The sequence below is a fragment of the Pseudomonas orientalis genome (assembly GCF_002934065.1).
Lineage (GTDB): Bacteria > Pseudomonadota > Gammaproteobacteria > Pseudomonadales > Pseudomonadaceae > Aquipseudomonas > Aquipseudomonas orientalis_A.
On the sequence record NZ_CP018049.1, the window covers coordinates 2,955,869 to 2,972,986 of the forward strand.

Below are 17,118 nucleotides of genomic sequence, written 5' to 3' on the forward strand. Positions count from 1 at the left end.
CAGCCCGCCGCGCCATACGCGTCAGTACTATTTAAGCTTCAGATAAGACTGATGCAGGTCGGACGCCCATCCATCGATAACACTTTTCACATCGTCAGCCTTCATCACTTGAGTGTCGTTCTCCAACGGCTTTCCAGTGCCTTTGCGCACCACTTGGGCAATCACTTTGCCGCTGGCGCCATCGAGGAACTGCGCCTCCGTGCCCAGGGAGGTTTCCTGGTCACGAATCCCGGTGCCGGTGCTCACCGCCGCAGCGACCAACGCCACAGGAATGAATTCATAAGGCTTGAGGCCTTCTGTTTTGCTGCTGACAGCCGTAATCGCCGCGCGCACCACAATCACGCCTGGGCCGGGGCCATTGGCCAGCGGCAGTGAACCGGCCAGTTCACGCTTGAGCGCCTGGTTGTAATAGTCGCTGATGCCGCGCAAGGTGCTGTTAGGAATGCGGGGGGTGGCTTGAGGCTTGGGATAGAACTGCGTGGGCTCGATGTACATCGAGTTGTAGCGACTCAGGTCCAATGTGGGATCGACCCAGCGCATCACCTCGGCTCCGGAGGGCGACTTGGCTTGTTTGAGCCGGCTGTAGTCCGACAGAAAGCCCGAATATTCGTCCGGTTGGGTGACCTTGCTGGCACAACCCGCCATGCCGATCGAGGCAATGCACAGCGCGCTGACCATTAACCTTAGGTTCATCATTGAAGCTCCCCGTCGATAGATTGAGCTGTAGGTATAGCCAATCTGGCACAACGGGGCCGGTTATTTCAGCGAACGGTCCTCAGCCGCGTTCGCGGGGGATCAGGCTCTGCAACTGCGCCGCCAGGAAATTGGCGTCGAAGCCGAAGGTATCCGGGTCCTTGAGGCCATTGGTTTTCTTCCAGAGCCAATCATTTTTATCCCCAGGCAGTACCAGCGAGACGCTGCCGTGCCGGGCCGCGGTCAAGCCCATTACCGCCACGCGGATATACCCGTCCGTCCCCATCACCTCCGGCACGAACTCCACGCTTTTACCCGTGATCAGCACGTTCAACTTCTCGGTTTTGAAGGTCGATGTTTCCACTGGAACGCTCGGCCCGCTGGCGACATAGGCTTCACGACGCACCTCCAGCAAACCGGCGCTCTTGACCGGTTCCAGCCACTGTTCGATGTGCTCGAACAACTCGCCAAGCTTGTGTGCCCAACGCGCCGACTGTGTATCGAATTGCTGCTTTTTATGCGCCTCGCTCTCGGCGTAACGACGAAGCATCTCGCCCAGTTGCTGTACATCGTCCATTGCGGATTTCCTTGAGTGAGCCAGGTTGCGAAACCCGATCATGGCAGATGCAGCGCCAAGGCGTACGGGCTAAAGGTCATTGTGCTCGGCTCGCCAACGAGGCTGCTGTCGGCTACAGGCAGGTCACCTCGGGCCTGAGGGAGTATCGAACGAAGGATGTTGCGCCAGAAGACGATGCCACTGCATCCGAAACCAGGGGGTCAATTGCGCCTGCGGATCAGCCAGCCAGGCTGATATTTCATCCCGGGTCAGCCATTGGATGTCGCTGACTTCGTCAGGCTCGGGTGAAACCACCGTGTCAGACCGGGCAACCAGCACATGGCATAACTCGTGCTCCGCGCCAATCGAACCAAAGCTGGCGTGATACTCGAAACTGTACAGCGCGCGGCAGCAAGCCCTGACGCCCAACTCTTCGCGCAAACGGCGCGACGCGGCATCCGGGATCGATTCGCCAGGTGCCGGATGACTGCAGCAGGCATTCGACCAGAAACCGGGCCACAGCATTTTGCCTGCCGCACGACGCTGAAGCAGATGACGCCCTTGACTGTCGATCAAATGCACCGAAAAGGCACGATGAAGCCGGCCCATTCCCAGATGGGCATCACGTTTGTCGTACACCCCCACTTGTATATCTTGCGCATCGACTAAGACGACCTCAGTGGCCATTCTATATTCCTTGGTGGTATGCGAAGGCGGCGCCCCAGGTTAGAGGACTTGCCCCCACGCGCTGATGAAGGTCAAGGCAGGCTCGCTGAACGCGGGATCGGCACGTAGAGTTGCCATGGCATCCAGGTCGCCCTGTTCGAGCAGCCCGAGCTTGAGCAACGCAGGCCCGGCTTGTGCGGTGGTTACGGCCCAGAAGGTATCGGCGGGACTGTTATCGCCGATACAGCCTTCAAGCATGCGATGCCTCACGTTGGCCAGGCCCCGATCACGTAGCCGGGCCGGGAGCTGGGTGGCCCAGAGCATGTCGGACCCTATGGACTGCTCCAGGAGAGTGACCCCGGCTTGGGCCAATTTGCGAAACAATGGGTTGGCGGTTTTCAGGCTCGGTTCCAGGCTCACGTCCTCGATCACCAGCCAGCCACCCGGGCGCAGCCAGGTGATGGCCCGCGCCAGCAGGTCTTCGCGCTCGGTGAGGTGACACAGAAGCGCACGGGCATGCACCACGTCAAAGGAGGCCGCCGGGAAGTCATCGGTCGCGGCGTTATGGGCAAGCACCCGAATGCCGGGAATATCGGCGAGGAATCGGATGTCGATGTCCGTGGCGGTGACGCTCGCTTCGGGATATCGCCGGCTCAGCCAGGCGGCAAGCGATCCGGCCCCGGCGCCGAGATCGAGGATGACCGGATTGTCCGGTAGATCCAATTGATCGAAAACCGCCTGGCTCAACGGGTCAAACGCACGCTCCAGGGTGCGCAGCCGTGCCAACTGGCCAGCATGCTGGTCCGCGAGGTAGCTGCTGGTGTAGCCGGGCTTGTCGGAATCGACGGTGGTGGTCACAGTACGACCTCCAGTCGATCCGGGCAGCGATTGAGGAAGCCGCGCTCTACAGGCGTGTACCCCGGCGCCCAGCGCACGTTGGGGAAGGCTTGCAGCAGCATGCGGGCGCCGGTGGTGATCTCCATCCGTGCCAGCAGGGAACCCAGGCAGAAGTGCCGCCCGGCGCCGAAGGCGAAATGACTGGTGGCCTGCTCGGTGCGCGACATGTCAAAGGTATCCGGGTTACTGAACTGGTCCGGATCACGGTTGGCCGAGCCAATCAGACAGGCCAGCGTCGCGCCGGCCGGGATCGTTCCCGAGGGCAGTTGCAGCGTTTCACGAGCCTCGCGCAGTACCAGTTGCAACGGCGGGTTGCGGCGCAAGGTTTCGGCGAGCGCATTATCCATCAGTTGCGGATCGGCAATCACCGCCGCTTTGACGCCAGGTTCGCTCAGCAGGTTGACAATCAGGTTCGCCAGGGCACCGTGACTGGTTTCGCTGCCCGCCGTCATCAGGATTGCGCAGTAAGCGCGCACGAACGTCTCCGACAACGGCTGACCGTCAATCCGTGCCGCCAGGAGCTGGGAGATCAGATCGTTTGCGGGTTCGGCACGGCGAGCGTCGATGTGTGGCTGAATAAAGTCATAGAAACTGTCTCGGTTGGACAACCCGCCAGTCAGCAGTGCCGGGTCCTGTCGATAGTTGCCCATGTAGGCGAAGCCGATGGCACACCAGCGCTTGAGCCGCTCCACCTCTTCGCGGGTTTGAGCCGGGAGCCCCAGCGCATGCGCCATCACCCGCACCGGCAGCGCTGCGGTGAAATCGGCAACCAGGTCAACCTGAGATCGGCCATGCATGCGCGCCAGCAGGTCCGTGGTGACCGAAATGACGGATGCTTCCAGTGCAGCGAGGGCCTTGCCACGAAACGAAGGGCTGAGCAACGCGCGGTGCTGGGCGTGTTCGCAGCCGTCCATGGTGACAAGGGTGTGACCCAACAGCGGCCCGATCTGCCAGTTGTAGTTATTGTTGCTGACGCCCGGATGGGTCAGGGCCGCCTTGACATCCACATGGCGGCTGAGCAGCCACACGTCGGTGGGTTCGTCGTAAGCGAGCGGCAGCCTGGTACGCAATTGCTCATACAACGGGTAGGGGTCGATTTCGAACTGCCGGGATTTCAGCGTTGGAGGGGTGAGTTCCAGGTCCACCTGCCGATTGCTCGTTGTCCCGGAATCGGCGGCGTGCAGATGATAGCGAGAGACGCTGCAGTGCCAGTCGCCTGCCGCCCGCACAACCTGACGCAGGCGGTCCGGGTCGGTCGCCGCGCCTGGCGGGTGACTTGCACACTGGGCGGCGGCCGCAGTGAACTGCGCAACGGCCGTGTTCACCATCCGGTGGGCGGATTCGAGCGCGGCGGGCCAACCCACGCCGGTGGTGTCCGCGAGGATCGACACCAGGTTAAAGCGCTCACCACACACCACATCTTTGGCGATCGAATGGATATCGTTTGTCCAGGCAATCAGATCGGCAGCGTGCTCGCGCAAGGTGTCCCACGCTTGAGCCTGCGCGGCGGGCTTGTATGGGTCGAGCGTCTCGGCACCGTCGATGAGGTCAAAGAAGAACAGTGCGCCGAATGAATGCCGGCGCAACGGCAGATATTCTGCCAGCGTGAGCACCGTGTCGTTTTCCCGCACGCGCACCAGCGTGGCCTGCGCGCGCAAATGCCCGCTCAGATGTCGCACAAGTCTGTCCCGCCAGCTCTCGTCCCCCCAGCACCGGGTTTTCGGCCAGAGATCATCGACCAGAACCGCGAGCATCGGGTCCTCGAATCGGCTGCTTTCGCCAGATTCACCGTCGCTCTCGGTCAAGGCCTGCACCGAAGTGATGAAACACTCCAACGCTCCGTTTTCCGCCCAGGGGCCGTCATCGATACGGTCATCCAGCGTAAGCGCCCACAGGTACCAGCACACCAGAATCTCGGCGCGGTGCGTGGGCGCCCCGCCGCATAGCGCCACGCCCAGATCGAGCAGCGCAGTAGTGCTCAAACGATGCGCACCACGGCGGCCGATCAAGCCGTATCGCTGCGCCCAGGCGAGGGCATGGGCGCGCAACCGTTCGCTGTCGCAGCGCGGTGACGGTGCGGCGAAAGGAAACTGAATCTCGGGGATGGTGAAGAGCTGCGGCGGTAGATGTTCTCTCGGGTTGGGGCCGGGGTCCCCCTCGCGATGTGGCGGTGTCATGCTGCGCTCCTCTTGGATGAACGTTCAATAAGGTCGGACCTTATCGAAAACCACCCGCCCAGGATGCGGTGATTGTCTGATCATCCCCCAGGCAACAGTAGCCTTGGGTAGTAGGAAAAACCTATCGTCCTCGTGAGCATTGGCGCCTGCAACAGGCGAGAGCGAGCCCGCTTGAACCCATGCTGAACTGCTCCGGTGAATTGGCCGGCAACTGCCTATGACTAATCCGCTTTCGGTGGGTATGGTGAAGTCACATTCCCCTGTCCGGAGCATCACATGCGCACCATCGGCCTTATCGGCGGCATGAGCTGGGAGTCCAGTGCCGAGTATTACCGCATCATCAACCAGCATGTACGCGACCGGCTCGGCCCACTGCGTTCGGCGCAACTGTTGATGTACAGCGTGGATTTCGGTCCGGTGGAACAGGCCCAGCATGCCGGGCGCTGGGATGATGCTGCGCTGATCCTGGAAGACGCCGCGCGCCGCCTGCAGGCCGGCGGCGCCGAGTGTGTGGTGCTGTGTACCAACACCATGCATCGGGTGGCGTCACGTATCGAAGCGGCGCTGACGATTCCCTTCCTGCATATCGCCGATGCGGCCGGGGCTGCGGCCTTGCAAGCCGGCACCTTGACCGTGGGCTTGCTCGGCACTGCGTTCACCATGGAACAGGACTTCCTCAAGTCCCGCCTGATCGCACAAGGCCTGACCGTGCTGGTGCCGGACACAGACGAACGCAAGGAGGTACACCGGATCATCTATGAAGAGTTGTGTGTGGGCGTGATCAGTGCCAGATCGCGCGCAATCTATCAGCGGGTCATCGAGTCCCTGGCATCGCGTGGTGCCCAGGCGGTGATCCTCGGTTGCACGGAAATCAGCCTGCTGATCAAGCCCGAGCACAGTAACCTGCCGCTGCTGGACACCACCGAACTGCATGCGCGGGCTGCGGTGGCGTTTGCGCTGGAGCATTAAACCGGCTCAAGCCAGGTCAGTAGTGCCAGAAGTTGCTGACCGAACAACCGGCACGATCCTACATTCACGGCAAGCTTTACTTGCAAAACTCGGGCGCGTCCAACCACGCACCCGAGTGTCTGCCAATTGATAAAACAACGAATGCTGTCAGCCTGCTTTTTCGTCGCGGTGCTATTGGGGGGCAGCGCTTGTGCGACCAGACAACCGCCTGAGTGGGGTATCCGCTGGCTGCCGGATTGTGACGACCGGCCCTTCACCGGGCTGGACCCGGAGGTGGTCGCCAGAACGCAATGTGGCATCGCCACCGTGCCGCTGGACCACATGCACCCTACACTCGGCAGTCTCAAGCTGGATGTCACCCGCGTTTCAGCCCTGCTGCCCGCTGAGCGCGAAGGTGCCGTGTTTACCAATCCGGGCGGTCCCGGCGCCGAGGCCGACGGATTCGCTGTGCTTCTGGCGTCCATATGGAAAGGCTACGCTGACCAGCCACAAGGCGAGGCCTATCGGCGCTTGATCAACGCCTTTGATGTGATCGGAATGACACCTCGCGGAATGGGCAGCGACCCGCAATCGCAACTGGTGTGCCAATCCGATGAGGAAATCGTTGCGCAAAACGACATGACCGAAGATCGCAGTCCCGCCAACATCGAGGCTATCCGGCATAACGCTGGCGTACTGGCCCGGGGCTGCGCCAGCCAGCGCCTGGCACCTTATATCAATACCGAACAAACGGCGCGGGACATGGAGCTGGTGCGTATGGAGCTCAACGAACCCCAGCTCAACTACTTCGGCAATTCATACGGCACATGGCTGGGTGCCTGGTACGCCGGCCTGTTTCCGAAACAGGTCGGGCGTATGGTGCTCGACTCGAGTACGGACTGGACCGCCACATTCCAGGACGCCTCGTTGGTTCAAGCACCGGAAAAAGACCGCGTGTTCGCGCGTTTTGTTGCGCAGCGCGCCGCCGACGATCCACGGCGCTACCAGATGGGCAGCGACCCTAAGGCCATAGGCGCGATTTTTCTCGACCTGTTGTCTCAAGTCAGAGCGGCGCTGCGTTCAGACAACGAGTACTACAGCGTGCCTGAATACCTGATGGCTGCCCGTGCACTCAGCCGGTGGTTGCGCGAATCACCCGGCCTGCCAGACGCCAAGCTGCTGGCCAAACTCCAAGCCCATCGATTCAGCCCCGACCCTGTCGTAAATGAGGCGGCGAAACAGGCATTTGCACGCCTGCTCGAAGTCACCCGCCACCCGTCGCCATGGAATGGTCTGGCGCTTGGTCCCTTGAAACTCACGCCCCGAGAGTCCGTCCGCAGCACCGTGTTATGCAACGATTCAGCGTCCGCAGACGAAGCATTCTGGACCGAAAAGGAAAACCAGTACGCCATCGAGTATCCGGTGGGCGGCAGTTTCTTCCCGGCGAGGCATTGCGCCGATTGGCGCGGCAAACCGCTTGATGGCGTACCGCAGCGCAAGCTGGCGCAGGTCAACGGTCTCTTTATGGTTCAGGCCGAATATGATGATCAGACGCCCGCAGCAGGCGCCCTCAAAGCCTTCAGAAGCGTGCCGGCCGCGCACATGACGCTGCTCAAGGGGGCCTACCGACACGGCGTGTCTTTCTCCGGGACCAATGCCTGCGTGAACAAGAATGTCGGGGACTTCCTGGCCTATGGACGCAAACCTGACCGCTTTTCGATCTGCTACGAATCACCCTGATCCCAGGTTCAGCCTCGTAGCGCTGTTTGCCATAGCCGGGCGATATCCGCCGCGCGCTCACGCAACAGTCGCGCCGCCTCGCTGCACGCCTGTTCCAGGCTCATCGGCCCCGACGGCAACGCAAACGCGGCATCCACGCCATGGTCGTACATCTGCTCGTAGCCCTCCCCCAGCGTTCCTGCGATCACGATTACCGGCACCTTGTGGTGACGGGCGATACGCGCCACGCCAAACGGGGTTTTACCGCGCAGGGTCTGGGCGTCGAAGCGGCCTTCGCCGGTGATGACCAGGTCGGCGCCGCGCACTGCGGCGTCCAGCCCGACCAACTCGGCCACCACCTCAACGCCGGCGCGGAACTGCGCACCCAGAAACGCCTTGGCGGCAAACCCCAGGCCACCGGCGGCGCCGCTGCCGGGTTCGTCGCGCACATCCCTGGGCAGCACTTGTGCGCAGCGGTCGGCAAAATGGCCGAGAGCGACGTCCAACTGTTGAACCTGCTCGGGCGTGGCGCCTTTTTGCGGGCCGAAAATCGCTGAGGCACCCTGGGGACCGCACAGCGGGTTGTTCACATCCGCCGCGATTTCAAAGCGGATCTGGGCCAGACGCGAATCCAGATTTTCCAGGCTGATGCGGGCCAGACCACCCAGCGCCAGCCCTCCCGGTACCAGTGGCTGATTCTGGGCATCGAATAGCTGCACGCCGAGCGCTTGCATCGCGCCCGCGCCGCCATCATTGGTCGCACTGCCGCCAATCGCCAGAATAATGCGTCGGGCGCCCAGGTCGAGGGCAGCGCGGATCAGCTCGCCGGTGCCATAGGTACTGCTGGAGCAGGCATCGCGCTGCCCCGGCGCAACCAACTGCAGGCCACTGGCTTCAGCCATTTCGATGATCGCGGTGTGGCTGTCGGCTAACCATCCCCAATGCGCCTGCACCGCAGCACCCAGTGGCCCGCGCACGGTCTGGCTGCGCAACTGGCCATTACACGCGGCGAGCACCGCCGCGACCGTGCCTTCACCGCCGTCCGCCATCGGGCATTGCACCAGCGCTGCTTCAGGCCAGACCTGAACCAGGCCCTCGGCAATGGCCTGGGCGACCCGTTCGGCACTCAGGCTGTCCTTGAACGAGTCGGGGGCGATGATGATTTTCATGGGCATTCTCCGTTTTTATAACGCCCATGCTGACAGTTGGCACCGCTGCTGACGCCGGTCCGATGCACAAGTGCGAATGAGGTTTGTTGTTCAATTTTACAAAGCCTGGGGTAATAACTGCACGCCCAGGTACAACGCAAGCATGCCGTCCAGGGTCAGCGGGTCGACGCCGCTCAGTTCGGCGATTCTTTCCATACGGTAGCGCAGGCTGTTGCGGTGAATCCCCAGGGCATCGGCGCAGGCCTGGCTTTGCCCGTCGTGCTCGCACCAACTGCGCAGCGTGGCCAGCAGTTGGCCGTTGCTGTCCTTGGCCAGTACTTTGCGCAGCGGGTTGAGCAATTCGTCCAGGGCGTCGTCGTTGCGGTGGCGCCAGAGCATCACCGGCAGGCGATAGCGGTTGAGGATCAACAGGCGCGCGTGCGGCAGGATATCGCGACCGTAGGCCAGCAAGTCACCGACGCGGCGATAGCAGCGGCGCAGGCCGGCCAGCCCTTGCGCTTGCCCGCCTACGGCAACCCGAAGAATATTCCAGCCCAGGCCATCGAGCTTTTCCAGCAGGCGTGGGTCGTCGACTTGCAGGGCAGCGGGACGGCACCATAGCAGGGAAAACTGCGCGGAACTCACGCACCAGCTGTCCGGATAACGCGACATCAACCAGGCGCTCAAGGCCTCCGCCGACTGCCCCGCGCCCAGTTCGAACAGGTACGGCGTGCGCGCCAGTTGCGGCTTGAGGCCCAACTGTTGCGCTTCGTCGACCAGGCGCGGCGAGTCGCCCGTGTCGGCCAGCAGCAATGCCAGCAAGTCATCACAGCGCTGGCGTCGCCATTGCTGCTCGGCCTGCTGATGACGCTGGCTGACCAGCATTTCGGCGGTCATGCGCACCAGTTCGGCGTAGGTGCGCAACCCGTCCGGTTCGCCGGTGATCCCCAGTACGCCGATCAGGCGCTGGTCATGCATCAGCGGCAGGTTGATGCCCGGCAACACGCCTTTGAGGTGCTTGGCGGTCTGCCCGTCGATTTCCACCACGCGCCCGTTGGCCAGCACCAGCTGCGCGCCCTCGTGGCGGGTGTTGATGCGTTCCGGCTCGCCGCTGCCAAGGATCAGGCCCTGGCTGTCCATTACGTTGACGTTGTAGGGCAGGATCGCCATGGTGCGATCGACGATATCCTGGGCCAGTTCGTGATCCAGCTCGAACATGGGCTATTTTCCTTCGCAAGCGGGTTGGTCAGCGGCACAGCGCAAAGCAGGCTTGACTGTGCGCGAGCACAAAGACAGGCGCCCATCGCCTCGCCGAGACTGTTCAAGCGATCAACGTTACCCTCGCATCGCTAAAAATCATAATAAAGAGAGACTCGCCATGTCACAGAGCGCCGCTGCAGCACTGGCCACCGATGACGATAAAAACGCCATCTACAAGCGCGTAACCCTGCGCCTGATCCCCTTCATCTTTATCTGCTACCTGTTCAACTACCTTGACCGGGTGAACGTTGGCTTTGCCAAGTTGCAGATGCTCGATGCGTTGAAATTCAGCGAAACCGTGTACGGCCTGGGTGCCGGAATCTTCTTTATCGGCTATGTGCTGTGTGGCGTGCCGAGCAACCTGGCGCTGACCCGGTTCGGACCAAGGCGCTGGATTGCGCTGATGATGATCGTGTGGGGCACGTTGTCCACGTGCCTGCTGTTCGTGACCACGCCGACGCATTTCTACACCTTGCGCCTGTTGACCGGTGCCGCTGAAGCGGGCTTCTTTCCGGGCGTGGTGCTGTACCTCTCGCAGTGGTTTCCAACCTTTCGCCGGGGTCGGATCATGGCGCTGTTCATGTCGGCGATTCCGGTGTCCGGCCTGCTCGGCAGCCCGTTCTCCGGCTGGATTCTCAACCACTTCGCGGCCGGCCAGGGCGGCCTTGCCGGATGGCAGTGGATGTTCCTGCTGCAAGGCATCCCCACCGTGATCCTCGGCGCCCTCGCCTACTTCCTGCTCAGCGACAGCTTCGCCAACGCCAAGTGGCTCAAGCCCCACGAGCGCGCGCTGCTGGAAGCTGACCAGGCCACCGACCTGGCCAACAAACCGAAAACCACCACCGACTCCCTGGCGCAAGTGTTCAAGAACCCGGCGATCTGGGCGTTCGGCCTGATCTACTTCTGTATCCAGAGCGGCGTCTATGCGATCAACTTCTGGCTGCCATCGATCATCAAGAGCCTGGGTTTCAGCGATAACCTGGTGATTGGCTGGCTCAGTGCGATCCCCTACCTGCTGGCCGCGGTGTTCATGTTGCTGGTGGGCCGCTCGGCCGATTTGCGCAAGGAGCGTCGTTGGCACCTGGTGGTGCCGATGCTGATGGGCGCGATCGGCCTGGTTATCGCGGTGAATTTCGCCACCACCCCGGTGATCGCCATCCTCGGCCTGACCCTCGCCACCATGGGCGCCCTCACCGGCCTGCCGATGTTCTGGCCGGTGCCCACCGCCATGCTCAGCGCGGGCGCCGCGGCCGGTGGGCTGGCGTTGATCAACTCCATGGGCCAGATGGCCGGCTTTCTCAGCCCGTACATCGTAGGCTTCGTGAAAGATGCAACCGGGTCCACGGATGTGGCGCTTTATCTGCTTGCCGCAGTGATCGTTGCTGGCAGTGTGTTGGCGTTGCGGATGACGCGCACCTTGAAGGTCTAAAGCGCGCCCATTTGGCCCTGGGTATCTAAACAACTCTGTAGCGCTCAACCGTAACCACGATGCGCAGCGAGTCGCTCTTGATCTTGATCTGGCTTTTGATCTTGATCTTAGGCGCCCCGTTAAACCACGCTGGCCGAACGCAGGCTTGAATCCGTGGGCAACCCGGCAGGACGCCGGGTTAGCCGCACTGGGCCATGGATGGCCCATTGCGGCGGCTCACGGATTCAAGCCGGAGAGAGGGAACACCGAGCCTAAGCGAGGTGCCGAGTGGTGGGGCAAGAGCCCTTTTGGTTACTTTTGGGGCGCTTTTCCAAAAGTGACCCGCTGTAAAAGCGGGACCCTAAGCGGCCGTGACCGCAGAAACGGATATGTACTCGGTCTGATCCAACATCCTGGTCGGCCCTGAGGCCGCCATCGGGGGTAAGCCCCCTCCCACATTTGGACCGAGGTGTATCAGATTGGTAACCGTGGGTTACAGGCCGCCGGGAGCCAGCTCCCTCGCCACATGTCGGCGTCATACCCATGTTGTGTAGATACCTATGCCCCTGTGGGAGCGCGGTTACAACTGTCCGCCGCCATCGATATCGATCACGGCACCAGTCATAAAGCCGTTCTCCATCGCCAACACATACCCCGCCGCCACTTCCTGCGCCTGCCCCACGCGCCCCACCGGCAGGGCCCCACCCACCTTGGCGAACATCGCCAGGCGCTGCTCTTCGCCAAGCCCGGCGTAAGCCGGTGTATCAATCACACCGGGGCTGATCACATTGACCCGGCGCGGCGCCAGTTCCTTGGCCAACTGCTTGCCCAGCGCTTCGGTGGCGGCATTGATACCGATCTTGATGAACTGCCCCGGCACCAGTTTGCGCCCCAACTGGCCGGAGGTCAGGCTGATGCTGCCATGCTCATGCAGAAACGGCAGCGCCTGTTGAATCGCGCGCAATGCCCCCCAGAGTTTCACATTGAAATTACCCTGGGCTTCGTCCAGGTCGGTGTCGATCAGCGTCCTGGCATTAACCGAGGGACCGGAGGTGTAGACCAGATGATCGAAGCGCCCCACGCTTTCGAACAGGCGTTGCAACGAGGCGCTGTCGCTCACATCCACCGGCTCGCTGCGCACGCCGTCGTGAACCGCCGAGGTCAGGCGGCGCCCCGCCACCACCACGTTTGCACCGCGCTCGACGGCCGCGTTGGCGACGGCTGCGCCGATACCGCTGCTGCCGCCGATCACGATGATGGTTTTGCCGCTCAGAGACGTCATCATGGAAAAAAATCCTGATTAAGAAGTGAGCGTTCATCTTCCACGCTTGATAATCGGAGAAAAATCCCGGTAAAACGACAAGATCTTTAAAGGAATTTTACAAATGAGTTCGATCCTGGATCTTGAAGTGTTCGTGCGCACCGCCGACACAGGCAGCCTGTCTGCAGTAGCGCGCGGGCTTGGCTTGACCCCGGCGGCGGCCAGTATCGCCCTCAAGCGCCTGGAAACCCGCCTTGGCCTGCGCCTGTTCGCCCGGTCCACGCGCAGCATGCGGCTGACCGAGGAAGGCCGGCGTTATCTGGACAGCGTGCGCGTTGCGCTGGCCGCATTGACCGAGGGTGAACAGGCGCTCAAGCAGCACAGCCAGGGCCTGACCGGTTTGCTGCAAGTGGCGGCGCCGTCGGATTTCGGGCGCAACGTGGTGCTGGGCTGGCTGGACGCGTTCAAGGCCGAACACCCGCATATTCGCCTGCAACTGATGCTCAACGACAGCAACGCCGATCTGTTTCGGGACACGGTCGACATTGCCCTGCGCTTTGGCGTGCCCCAGGACTCCAGCCTCGTCGCCCTGCCGATCGCCCCCGACCACCATCGCATTGCCTGCGCGAGCCCCGCCTACCTGGCGCGCCACGGCACACCGCTGCATCCCACACAGCTGTCACAGCACAGCGCGTTGCGTTACATGCGCCAGGGCCAAGTCAGCAAGACCTGGCGCTTTCGCCAGGGCGCGCACGTTGAAGAGGTCGAGGTCAACGGCGACTATCTCAGCGACGACGGCGAAATCGTGCGCCGTTGGGCCCTGGCCGGGCACGGCATCGCCTACAAAGCTCGACTCGATGTAGTGGGCGACCTTGCCGCCGGCCGGCTGGTGGCATTGTTCGATACGTGGCAAGGCGAACCGGCGCCGTTCAACCTGATGTGTCCCCATCGCCTGCAGGTATCGGAGCGGGTGAAAGTGCTGCAGCGTTTTTTACAGGCGCGCTGCCAGACGTTGCTGAGCGAATGAAGAAATACGTACAGGGCTTGTTCCAGAGCGTGCGTGTCTGGTATTGCATGACACATATTTGCCTGCCATGGAGGAGATTTGCATGATTTACCGCACATTGGGTCAGTCCGGCTTGAAGGTCAGCGCATTGACGCTGGGCACCATGATGTTTGGCGAACAGACCAGCACTGAAGACTCGCTGCGCATCATCGACAAGGCCTGGGATCAAGGCATCAACTTTATCGACACCGCCGACGTCTACACCGGCGGGCGGTCCGAGGAGATCGTCGGCGAGGCCATCGCGCGCAACCGTCAGGACTGGGTGGTGGCGTCCAAGGTCGGGTTCGGCCCGACGGATGGCGTACCCAACCGCAATGGGCTGAGCCGCAAGCGGATGTTCAATGCGCTGGAGGCAAGCCTGCGCCGCCTGGACACCGACTACCTGGACGTCTACTACCTGCACCGCGAGGACCACGACACACCGCTGGAGGTCACGGTATCAGCGATCGGCGATCTTATCCGCCAGGGCAAAGTCCGCTACTGGGGCTTGTCCAACTATCGCGGCTGGCGTGTCGCCGAGGTCATACGCGTGGCCGAGCGCCTGGGCGTTGACCGGCCGATCATCAGTCAACCGCTTTACAACATCGTCAATCGCCAGGCCGAAGTCGAGCAGATCACCGCCGCTGCCGCCTATGGCCTGGGCGTGGTGCCGTACAGCCCGTTGGCGCGTGGTGTGCTCAGCGGCAAGTACGCACCCGACCTGAAACCTGAGCCCGGCAGCCGCGCTGCACGCCAGGATAAACGCATTCTGGAAACCGAATGGAGGGTGGAATCGCTGCGCATCGCCCAGCAGATCCAGCAATACACCCAGGGACGTGGCGTGGGCATGGTCGAGTTTGCGATTGCCTGGGTGTTGAATAGCGCGGCGGTGAGTTCGGCGATTGTCGGCCCGCGCACCGAGGCGCAGTGGGATGCCTATACCGGCGCACTCGAGGTGAAGATCAGCGCTGAAGATGAGGCATTCATCGATTCGCTGGTGACCCCTGGGCACTCATCCACGCCTGGGTTCAATGATGTGAGTCACTTTGTCTCGGGGCGTACGGTACGCTCGTAGGCAGCCCTTGAGACTCGCAGGCTCGGTGCCCCCTGTGGGAGCGCTCGAGCCAAGCGGACAAAACGACCATTTCCAGCCTTTTTACGTCTTGCGCCCCAAAACAGCGCACCTGAGCCGCCAAAAGCACCATAATCTCCCTCTCGATTCTTCCTGTTTATCTCAATCGGCTTTCGCGAGGACTGCGTGTCTAAAGGTGTTGTGTTATCGGTATCGGCCTCGGTGTTGTTTGCCGTGATGTATTACTTCACATCGCTGCTCACACCCTTGAGTGGCCTGGAAATTTTTGGCTGGCGCATGTTGCTGACCGTGCCCTGCATGACCGTCTTCATGTTGGTCAGCGGTGAATGGCGACGGGTGTGGGAGCTGCTGCGCATGCTGGTGGCCAGGCCGCGCTTGATCGGCGGCGTACTGGTGTCGTCCGCGCTGCTCGGCGTGCAGTTGTGGCTGTTCATGTGGGCACCGCTCAATGGGCGCAGCCTGGACGTGTCGGTGGGGTACTTCCTGTTGCCGCTGACCATGGTGCTGACCGGACGCCTGGTCTACGGCGAGCAGTTGTCGCGCTTGCAGCAGATCGCCGTGGCGTTTGCCACGCTGGGTGTGCTCAACGAGCTGTACCAGGCCGGCGGTTTTTCCTGGGCAACGCTGGTGGTGATCATCGGTTACCCGGTGTACTTCGTGGTGCGCAAGTACCTGGGCACCGACCATCTGGGCGGCCTGTGGCTGGACATGGCGCTGATGTTGCCGGTGGCCTGGTGGTTCGTGCAGAGCGGCGAGCAGGGCTTCGCGGTACTGGATGTGCAGCCCAAGCTGTACGCGCTGATTCCCATGCTGGGCTTGATCAGTGCGTCGGCGCTGGTGAGCTATATCATCGCCAGCCGGTTGCTGGCCTTCAGCCTGTTCGGCCTGCTCAGCTATGTGGAGCCAGTGTTGTTGCTCGCGGTGGCGCTACTGCTGGGTGAAGGTATCAAGGGCGGACAGTGGCTGACCTATATCCCGATCTGGCTGGCGGTGATGGTGCTGGTGTATGAAGGGTTCAAGCATTTGGTGCGCCAGCGCAAAGCCTGAATCCCAGGCAAAAAAAAGCCCGGCCAAAGCCGGGCTTTGTATTGCTCAGTCGGCGGTCAATACACCGCGACGGACCTGATCGCGTTCGATCGATTCGAACAGCGCCTTGAAGTTGCCTTCGCCGAACCCATCGTCGCCTTTGCGCTGAATGAACTCGAAGAACACTGGGCCCATCAGGGTTTCCGAGAAGATCTGCAACAACAGGCGCTTGTCGCCTTCGATCGACGAGCCGTCCAGCAAAATGCCGCGTGCCTGCAGCTGGTCCACCGGTTCGCCATGGTTGGGCAGGCGGCCTTCGAGCATTTCGTAGTAAGTGTCCGGCGGCGCGGTCATGAAGCGCATGCCGATCTTCTTCAGCGCGTCCCAGGTCGTGACCAGGTCGTCGGTGAGGAACGCCACGTGCTGGATGCCCTCGCCGTTGAACTGCATCAGAAACTCTTCGATCTGGCCTGCACCCTTGGACGACTCTTCGTTCAACGGGATGCGGATCATGCCATCCGGCGCGCTCATGGCCTTGGAGGTCAGGCCGGTGTACTCGCCCTTGATGTCGAAATAGCGCGCTTCTCGGAAGTTGAACAGTTTCTCGTAGAAGCCGGCCCAGTAGGCCATGCGGCCGCGGTAGACGTTGTGGGTCAGGTGATCGATGACCTTCAGGCCGGCGCCTTGCGGGTTGCGGTCTACGCCGTCGAGGTAGACGAAGTCGATGTCATAGATCGAGTTGCCTTCGCCAAAACGGTCGATCAGGTATAACGGCGCCCCGCCGATGCCCTTGATCGCTGGCAGATTCAACTCCATCGGACCGGTTTCGATATGAATCGGCTGCGCCCCCAGTTCCAGGGCGCGCTTGTAGGCTTGCTGCGAGTTCCTCACCCGAAACGCCATGCCGCAGACGGACGGCCCGTGTTCGGCGGCAAAGTAGGAGGCCAGACTGTTTGGCTCATTGTTGAGGATCAGGTTGATCTCGCCCTGGCGATACAGGTGCACGTTCTTGGAGCGGTGGGTCGCCACCTTGGTGAAGCCCATGATCTCGAAGATCGGCTCCAGGGTGCCCGGGGTCGGCGATGCGAACTCAATGAATTCAAAGCCCATCAGGCCCATCGGGTTTTCGTATTGGTCGGTCATGTGGGGTGCCTCATCATGCTTGAGGTAACAACTAGTTATTTACTAGCTATGTGGTTATTTGCGAGCAAGGATGAGGTC

The 17,118-nt window shown here is 61.8% G+C and carries 15 protein-coding genes; 6 read left to right on the forward strand and 9 right to left on the reverse strand.

The features are described 5' to 3' along the window. Positions 1-27: 27 nt before the first annotated feature. From BOP93_RS13055 to BOP93_RS13075, 5 genes are all read right to left on the reverse strand, one after another. Positions 28-693: a DUF3313 domain-containing protein gene (locus BOP93_RS13055; protein ID WP_104502957.1), complete on the reverse strand. Its 666-nt coding sequence runs from the start codon at positions 691-693 to the stop codon at positions 28-30. 82 nt (positions 694-775) lie between these two features. Then, entirely contained in the window at positions 776-1,270 is a 495-nt protein-coding gene (locus BOP93_RS13060) for a hypothetical protein (RefSeq protein ID WP_104502958.1), read from the reverse strand. 123 nt (positions 1,271-1,393) lie between these two features. Continuing rightward, positions 1,394-1,936, reverse strand: a complete 543-nt coding sequence (gene idi / locus BOP93_RS13065) for an isopentenyl-diphosphate Delta-isomerase (RefSeq protein WP_104502959.1) — start codon at positions 1,934-1,936, stop codon at positions 1,394-1,396. Positions 1,937-1,975: 39 nt separating this feature from the next. Continuing rightward, the gene (locus BOP93_RS13070; RefSeq protein ID WP_104502960.1) at positions 1,976-2,773 is read right to left on the reverse strand and encodes a class I SAM-dependent methyltransferase; all 798 of its coding nucleotides are present in this window, start codon (positions 2,771-2,773) and stop codon (positions 1,976-1,978) included. Next, positions 2,770-4,989, reverse strand: a complete 2,220-nt coding sequence (locus BOP93_RS13075) for a cytochrome P450 (RefSeq protein ID WP_104502961.1) — start codon at positions 4,987-4,989, stop codon at positions 2,770-2,772. Before BOP93_RS13075 ends, BOP93_RS13070 begins: the two co-directional genes overlap by 4 nt. Before the next feature lie 276 nt (positions 4,990-5,265). Here BOP93_RS13075 and BOP93_RS13080 point away from each other — a divergent pair, with 276 nt between their 5' ends. Both BOP93_RS13080 and BOP93_RS13085 read left to right on the forward strand, forming a co-directional pair. Next, positions 5,266-5,958: an aspartate/glutamate racemase family protein gene (locus tag BOP93_RS13080; RefSeq protein ID WP_104502962.1), complete on the forward strand. Its 693-nt coding sequence runs from the start codon at positions 5,266-5,268 to the stop codon at positions 5,956-5,958. Between the two features lie 141 nt (positions 5,959-6,099). Next, on the forward strand, positions 6,100-7,677 hold the full coding sequence (locus BOP93_RS13085) for an alpha/beta fold hydrolase (RefSeq protein WP_205885804.1): 1,578 nt from the start codon (positions 6,100-6,102) through the stop codon (positions 7,675-7,677). An 8-nt stretch (positions 7,678-7,685) separates the two neighbouring features. Here BOP93_RS13085 and BOP93_RS13090 read toward each other — a convergent pair whose 3' ends face one another. Together BOP93_RS13090 and BOP93_RS13095 are read right to left on the reverse strand one after the other, a co-directional pair. Next, on the reverse strand, positions 7,686-8,825 hold the full coding sequence (locus tag BOP93_RS13090; RefSeq protein ID WP_104502963.1) for a glycerate kinase: 1,140 nt from the start codon (positions 8,823-8,825) through the stop codon (positions 7,686-7,688). Positions 8,826-8,921: 96 nt separating this feature from the next. After that, the gene (locus BOP93_RS13095) at positions 8,922-10,022 is read right to left on the reverse strand and encodes a sugar diacid recognition domain-containing protein (protein ID WP_104502964.1); all 1,101 of its coding nucleotides are present in this window, start codon (positions 10,020-10,022) and stop codon (positions 8,922-8,924) included. A gap of 160 nt (positions 10,023-10,182) precedes the next feature. Here BOP93_RS13095 and BOP93_RS13100 point away from each other — a divergent pair, with 160 nt between their 5' ends. Further along, positions 10,183-11,493, forward strand: a complete 1,311-nt coding sequence (locus BOP93_RS13100; protein ID WP_104502965.1) for an MFS transporter — start codon at positions 10,183-10,185, stop codon at positions 11,491-11,493. 559 nt (positions 11,494-12,052) lie between these two features. Here the strand turns inward: BOP93_RS13100 and BOP93_RS13110 are convergent. Next, on the reverse strand, positions 12,053-12,757 hold the full coding sequence (locus BOP93_RS13110; RefSeq protein ID WP_104502966.1) for an SDR family oxidoreductase: 705 nt from the start codon (positions 12,755-12,757) through the stop codon (positions 12,053-12,055). 100 nt (positions 12,758-12,857) lie between these two features. Between BOP93_RS13110 and BOP93_RS13115 the strand changes: the two genes are divergently transcribed. The 3 genes from BOP93_RS13115 to rarD all read left to right on the forward strand — a co-directional run bounded on the left by BOP93_RS13115 (position 12,858) and on the right by rarD (position 15,918). Continuing rightward, positions 12,858-13,760: a LysR family transcriptional regulator gene (locus tag BOP93_RS13115; protein ID WP_104502967.1), complete on the forward strand. Its 903-nt coding sequence runs from the start codon at positions 12,858-12,860 to the stop codon at positions 13,758-13,760. Between the two features lie 82 nt (positions 13,761-13,842). Continuing rightward, the gene (locus BOP93_RS13120; RefSeq protein ID WP_104502968.1) at positions 13,843-14,853 is read left to right on the forward strand and encodes an aldo/keto reductase; all 1,011 of its coding nucleotides are present in this window, start codon (positions 13,843-13,845) and stop codon (positions 14,851-14,853) included. A 183-nt stretch (positions 14,854-15,036) separates the two neighbouring features. Continuing rightward, positions 15,037-15,918 carry an EamA family transporter RarD gene (gene rarD, locus BOP93_RS13125; RefSeq protein WP_104502969.1) on the forward strand — a complete coding sequence of 294 codons (882 nt, stop codon included), beginning with the start codon at positions 15,037-15,039 and terminating at the stop codon, positions 15,916-15,918. A gap of 45 nt (positions 15,919-15,963) precedes the next feature. On the opposite strand, the gene hppD is transcribed toward rarD, so the two are convergent. Then, on the reverse strand, positions 15,964-17,040 hold the full coding sequence (gene hppD / locus BOP93_RS13130) for a 4-hydroxyphenylpyruvate dioxygenase (protein ID WP_104502970.1): 1,077 nt from the start codon (positions 17,038-17,040) through the stop codon (positions 15,964-15,966). Between the last annotated feature and the right edge of the window lie 78 nt (positions 17,041-17,118).

Bases quoted from the DNA above. Each gene is read 5' to 3' on its own strand.
- BOP93_RS13055 (WP_104502957.1), bottom strand. From the start codon at position 693: ATGAACCTAAGGTTAATGGTCAGCGCGCTGTGCATTGCCTCGATCGGC.
- BOP93_RS13060 (WP_104502958.1), bottom strand. From the start codon at position 1,270: ATGGACGATGTACAGCAACTGGGCGAGATGCTTCGTCGTTACGCCGAG.
- idi (WP_104502959.1), bottom strand. From the start codon at position 1,936: ATGGCCACTGAGGTCGTCTTAGTCGATGCGCAAGATATACAAGTGGGG.
- BOP93_RS13075 (WP_104502961.1), bottom strand. From the start codon at position 4,989: ATGACACCGCCACATCGCGAGGGGGACCCCGGCCCCAACCCGAGAGAA.
- BOP93_RS13080 (WP_104502962.1), top strand. From the start codon at position 5,266: ATGCGCACCATCGGCCTTATCGGCGGCATGAGCTGGGAGTCCAGTGCC.
- BOP93_RS13085 (WP_205885804.1), top strand. From the start codon at position 6,100: ATGCTGTCAGCCTGCTTTTTCGTCGCGGTGCTATTGGGGGGCAGCGCT.
- BOP93_RS13090 (WP_104502963.1), bottom strand. From the start codon at position 8,825: ATGAAAATCATCATCGCCCCCGACTCGTTCAAGGACAGCCTGAGTGCC.
- BOP93_RS13095 (WP_104502964.1), bottom strand. From the start codon at position 10,022: ATGTTCGAGCTGGATCACGAACTGGCCCAGGATATCGTCGATCGCACC.
- BOP93_RS13100 (WP_104502965.1), top strand. From the start codon at position 10,183: ATGTCACAGAGCGCCGCTGCAGCACTGGCCACCGATGACGATAAAAAC.
- BOP93_RS13110 (WP_104502966.1), bottom strand. From the start codon at position 12,757: ATGATGACGTCTCTGAGCGGCAAAACCATCATCGTGATCGGCGGCAGC.
- BOP93_RS13115 (WP_104502967.1), top strand. From the start codon at position 12,858: ATGAGTTCGATCCTGGATCTTGAAGTGTTCGTGCGCACCGCCGACACA.
- BOP93_RS13120 (WP_104502968.1), top strand. From the start codon at position 13,843: ATGATTTACCGCACATTGGGTCAGTCCGGCTTGAAGGTCAGCGCATTG.
- hppD (WP_104502970.1), bottom strand. From the start codon at position 17,040: ATGACCGACCAATACGAAAACCCGATGGGCCTGATGGGCTTTGAATTC.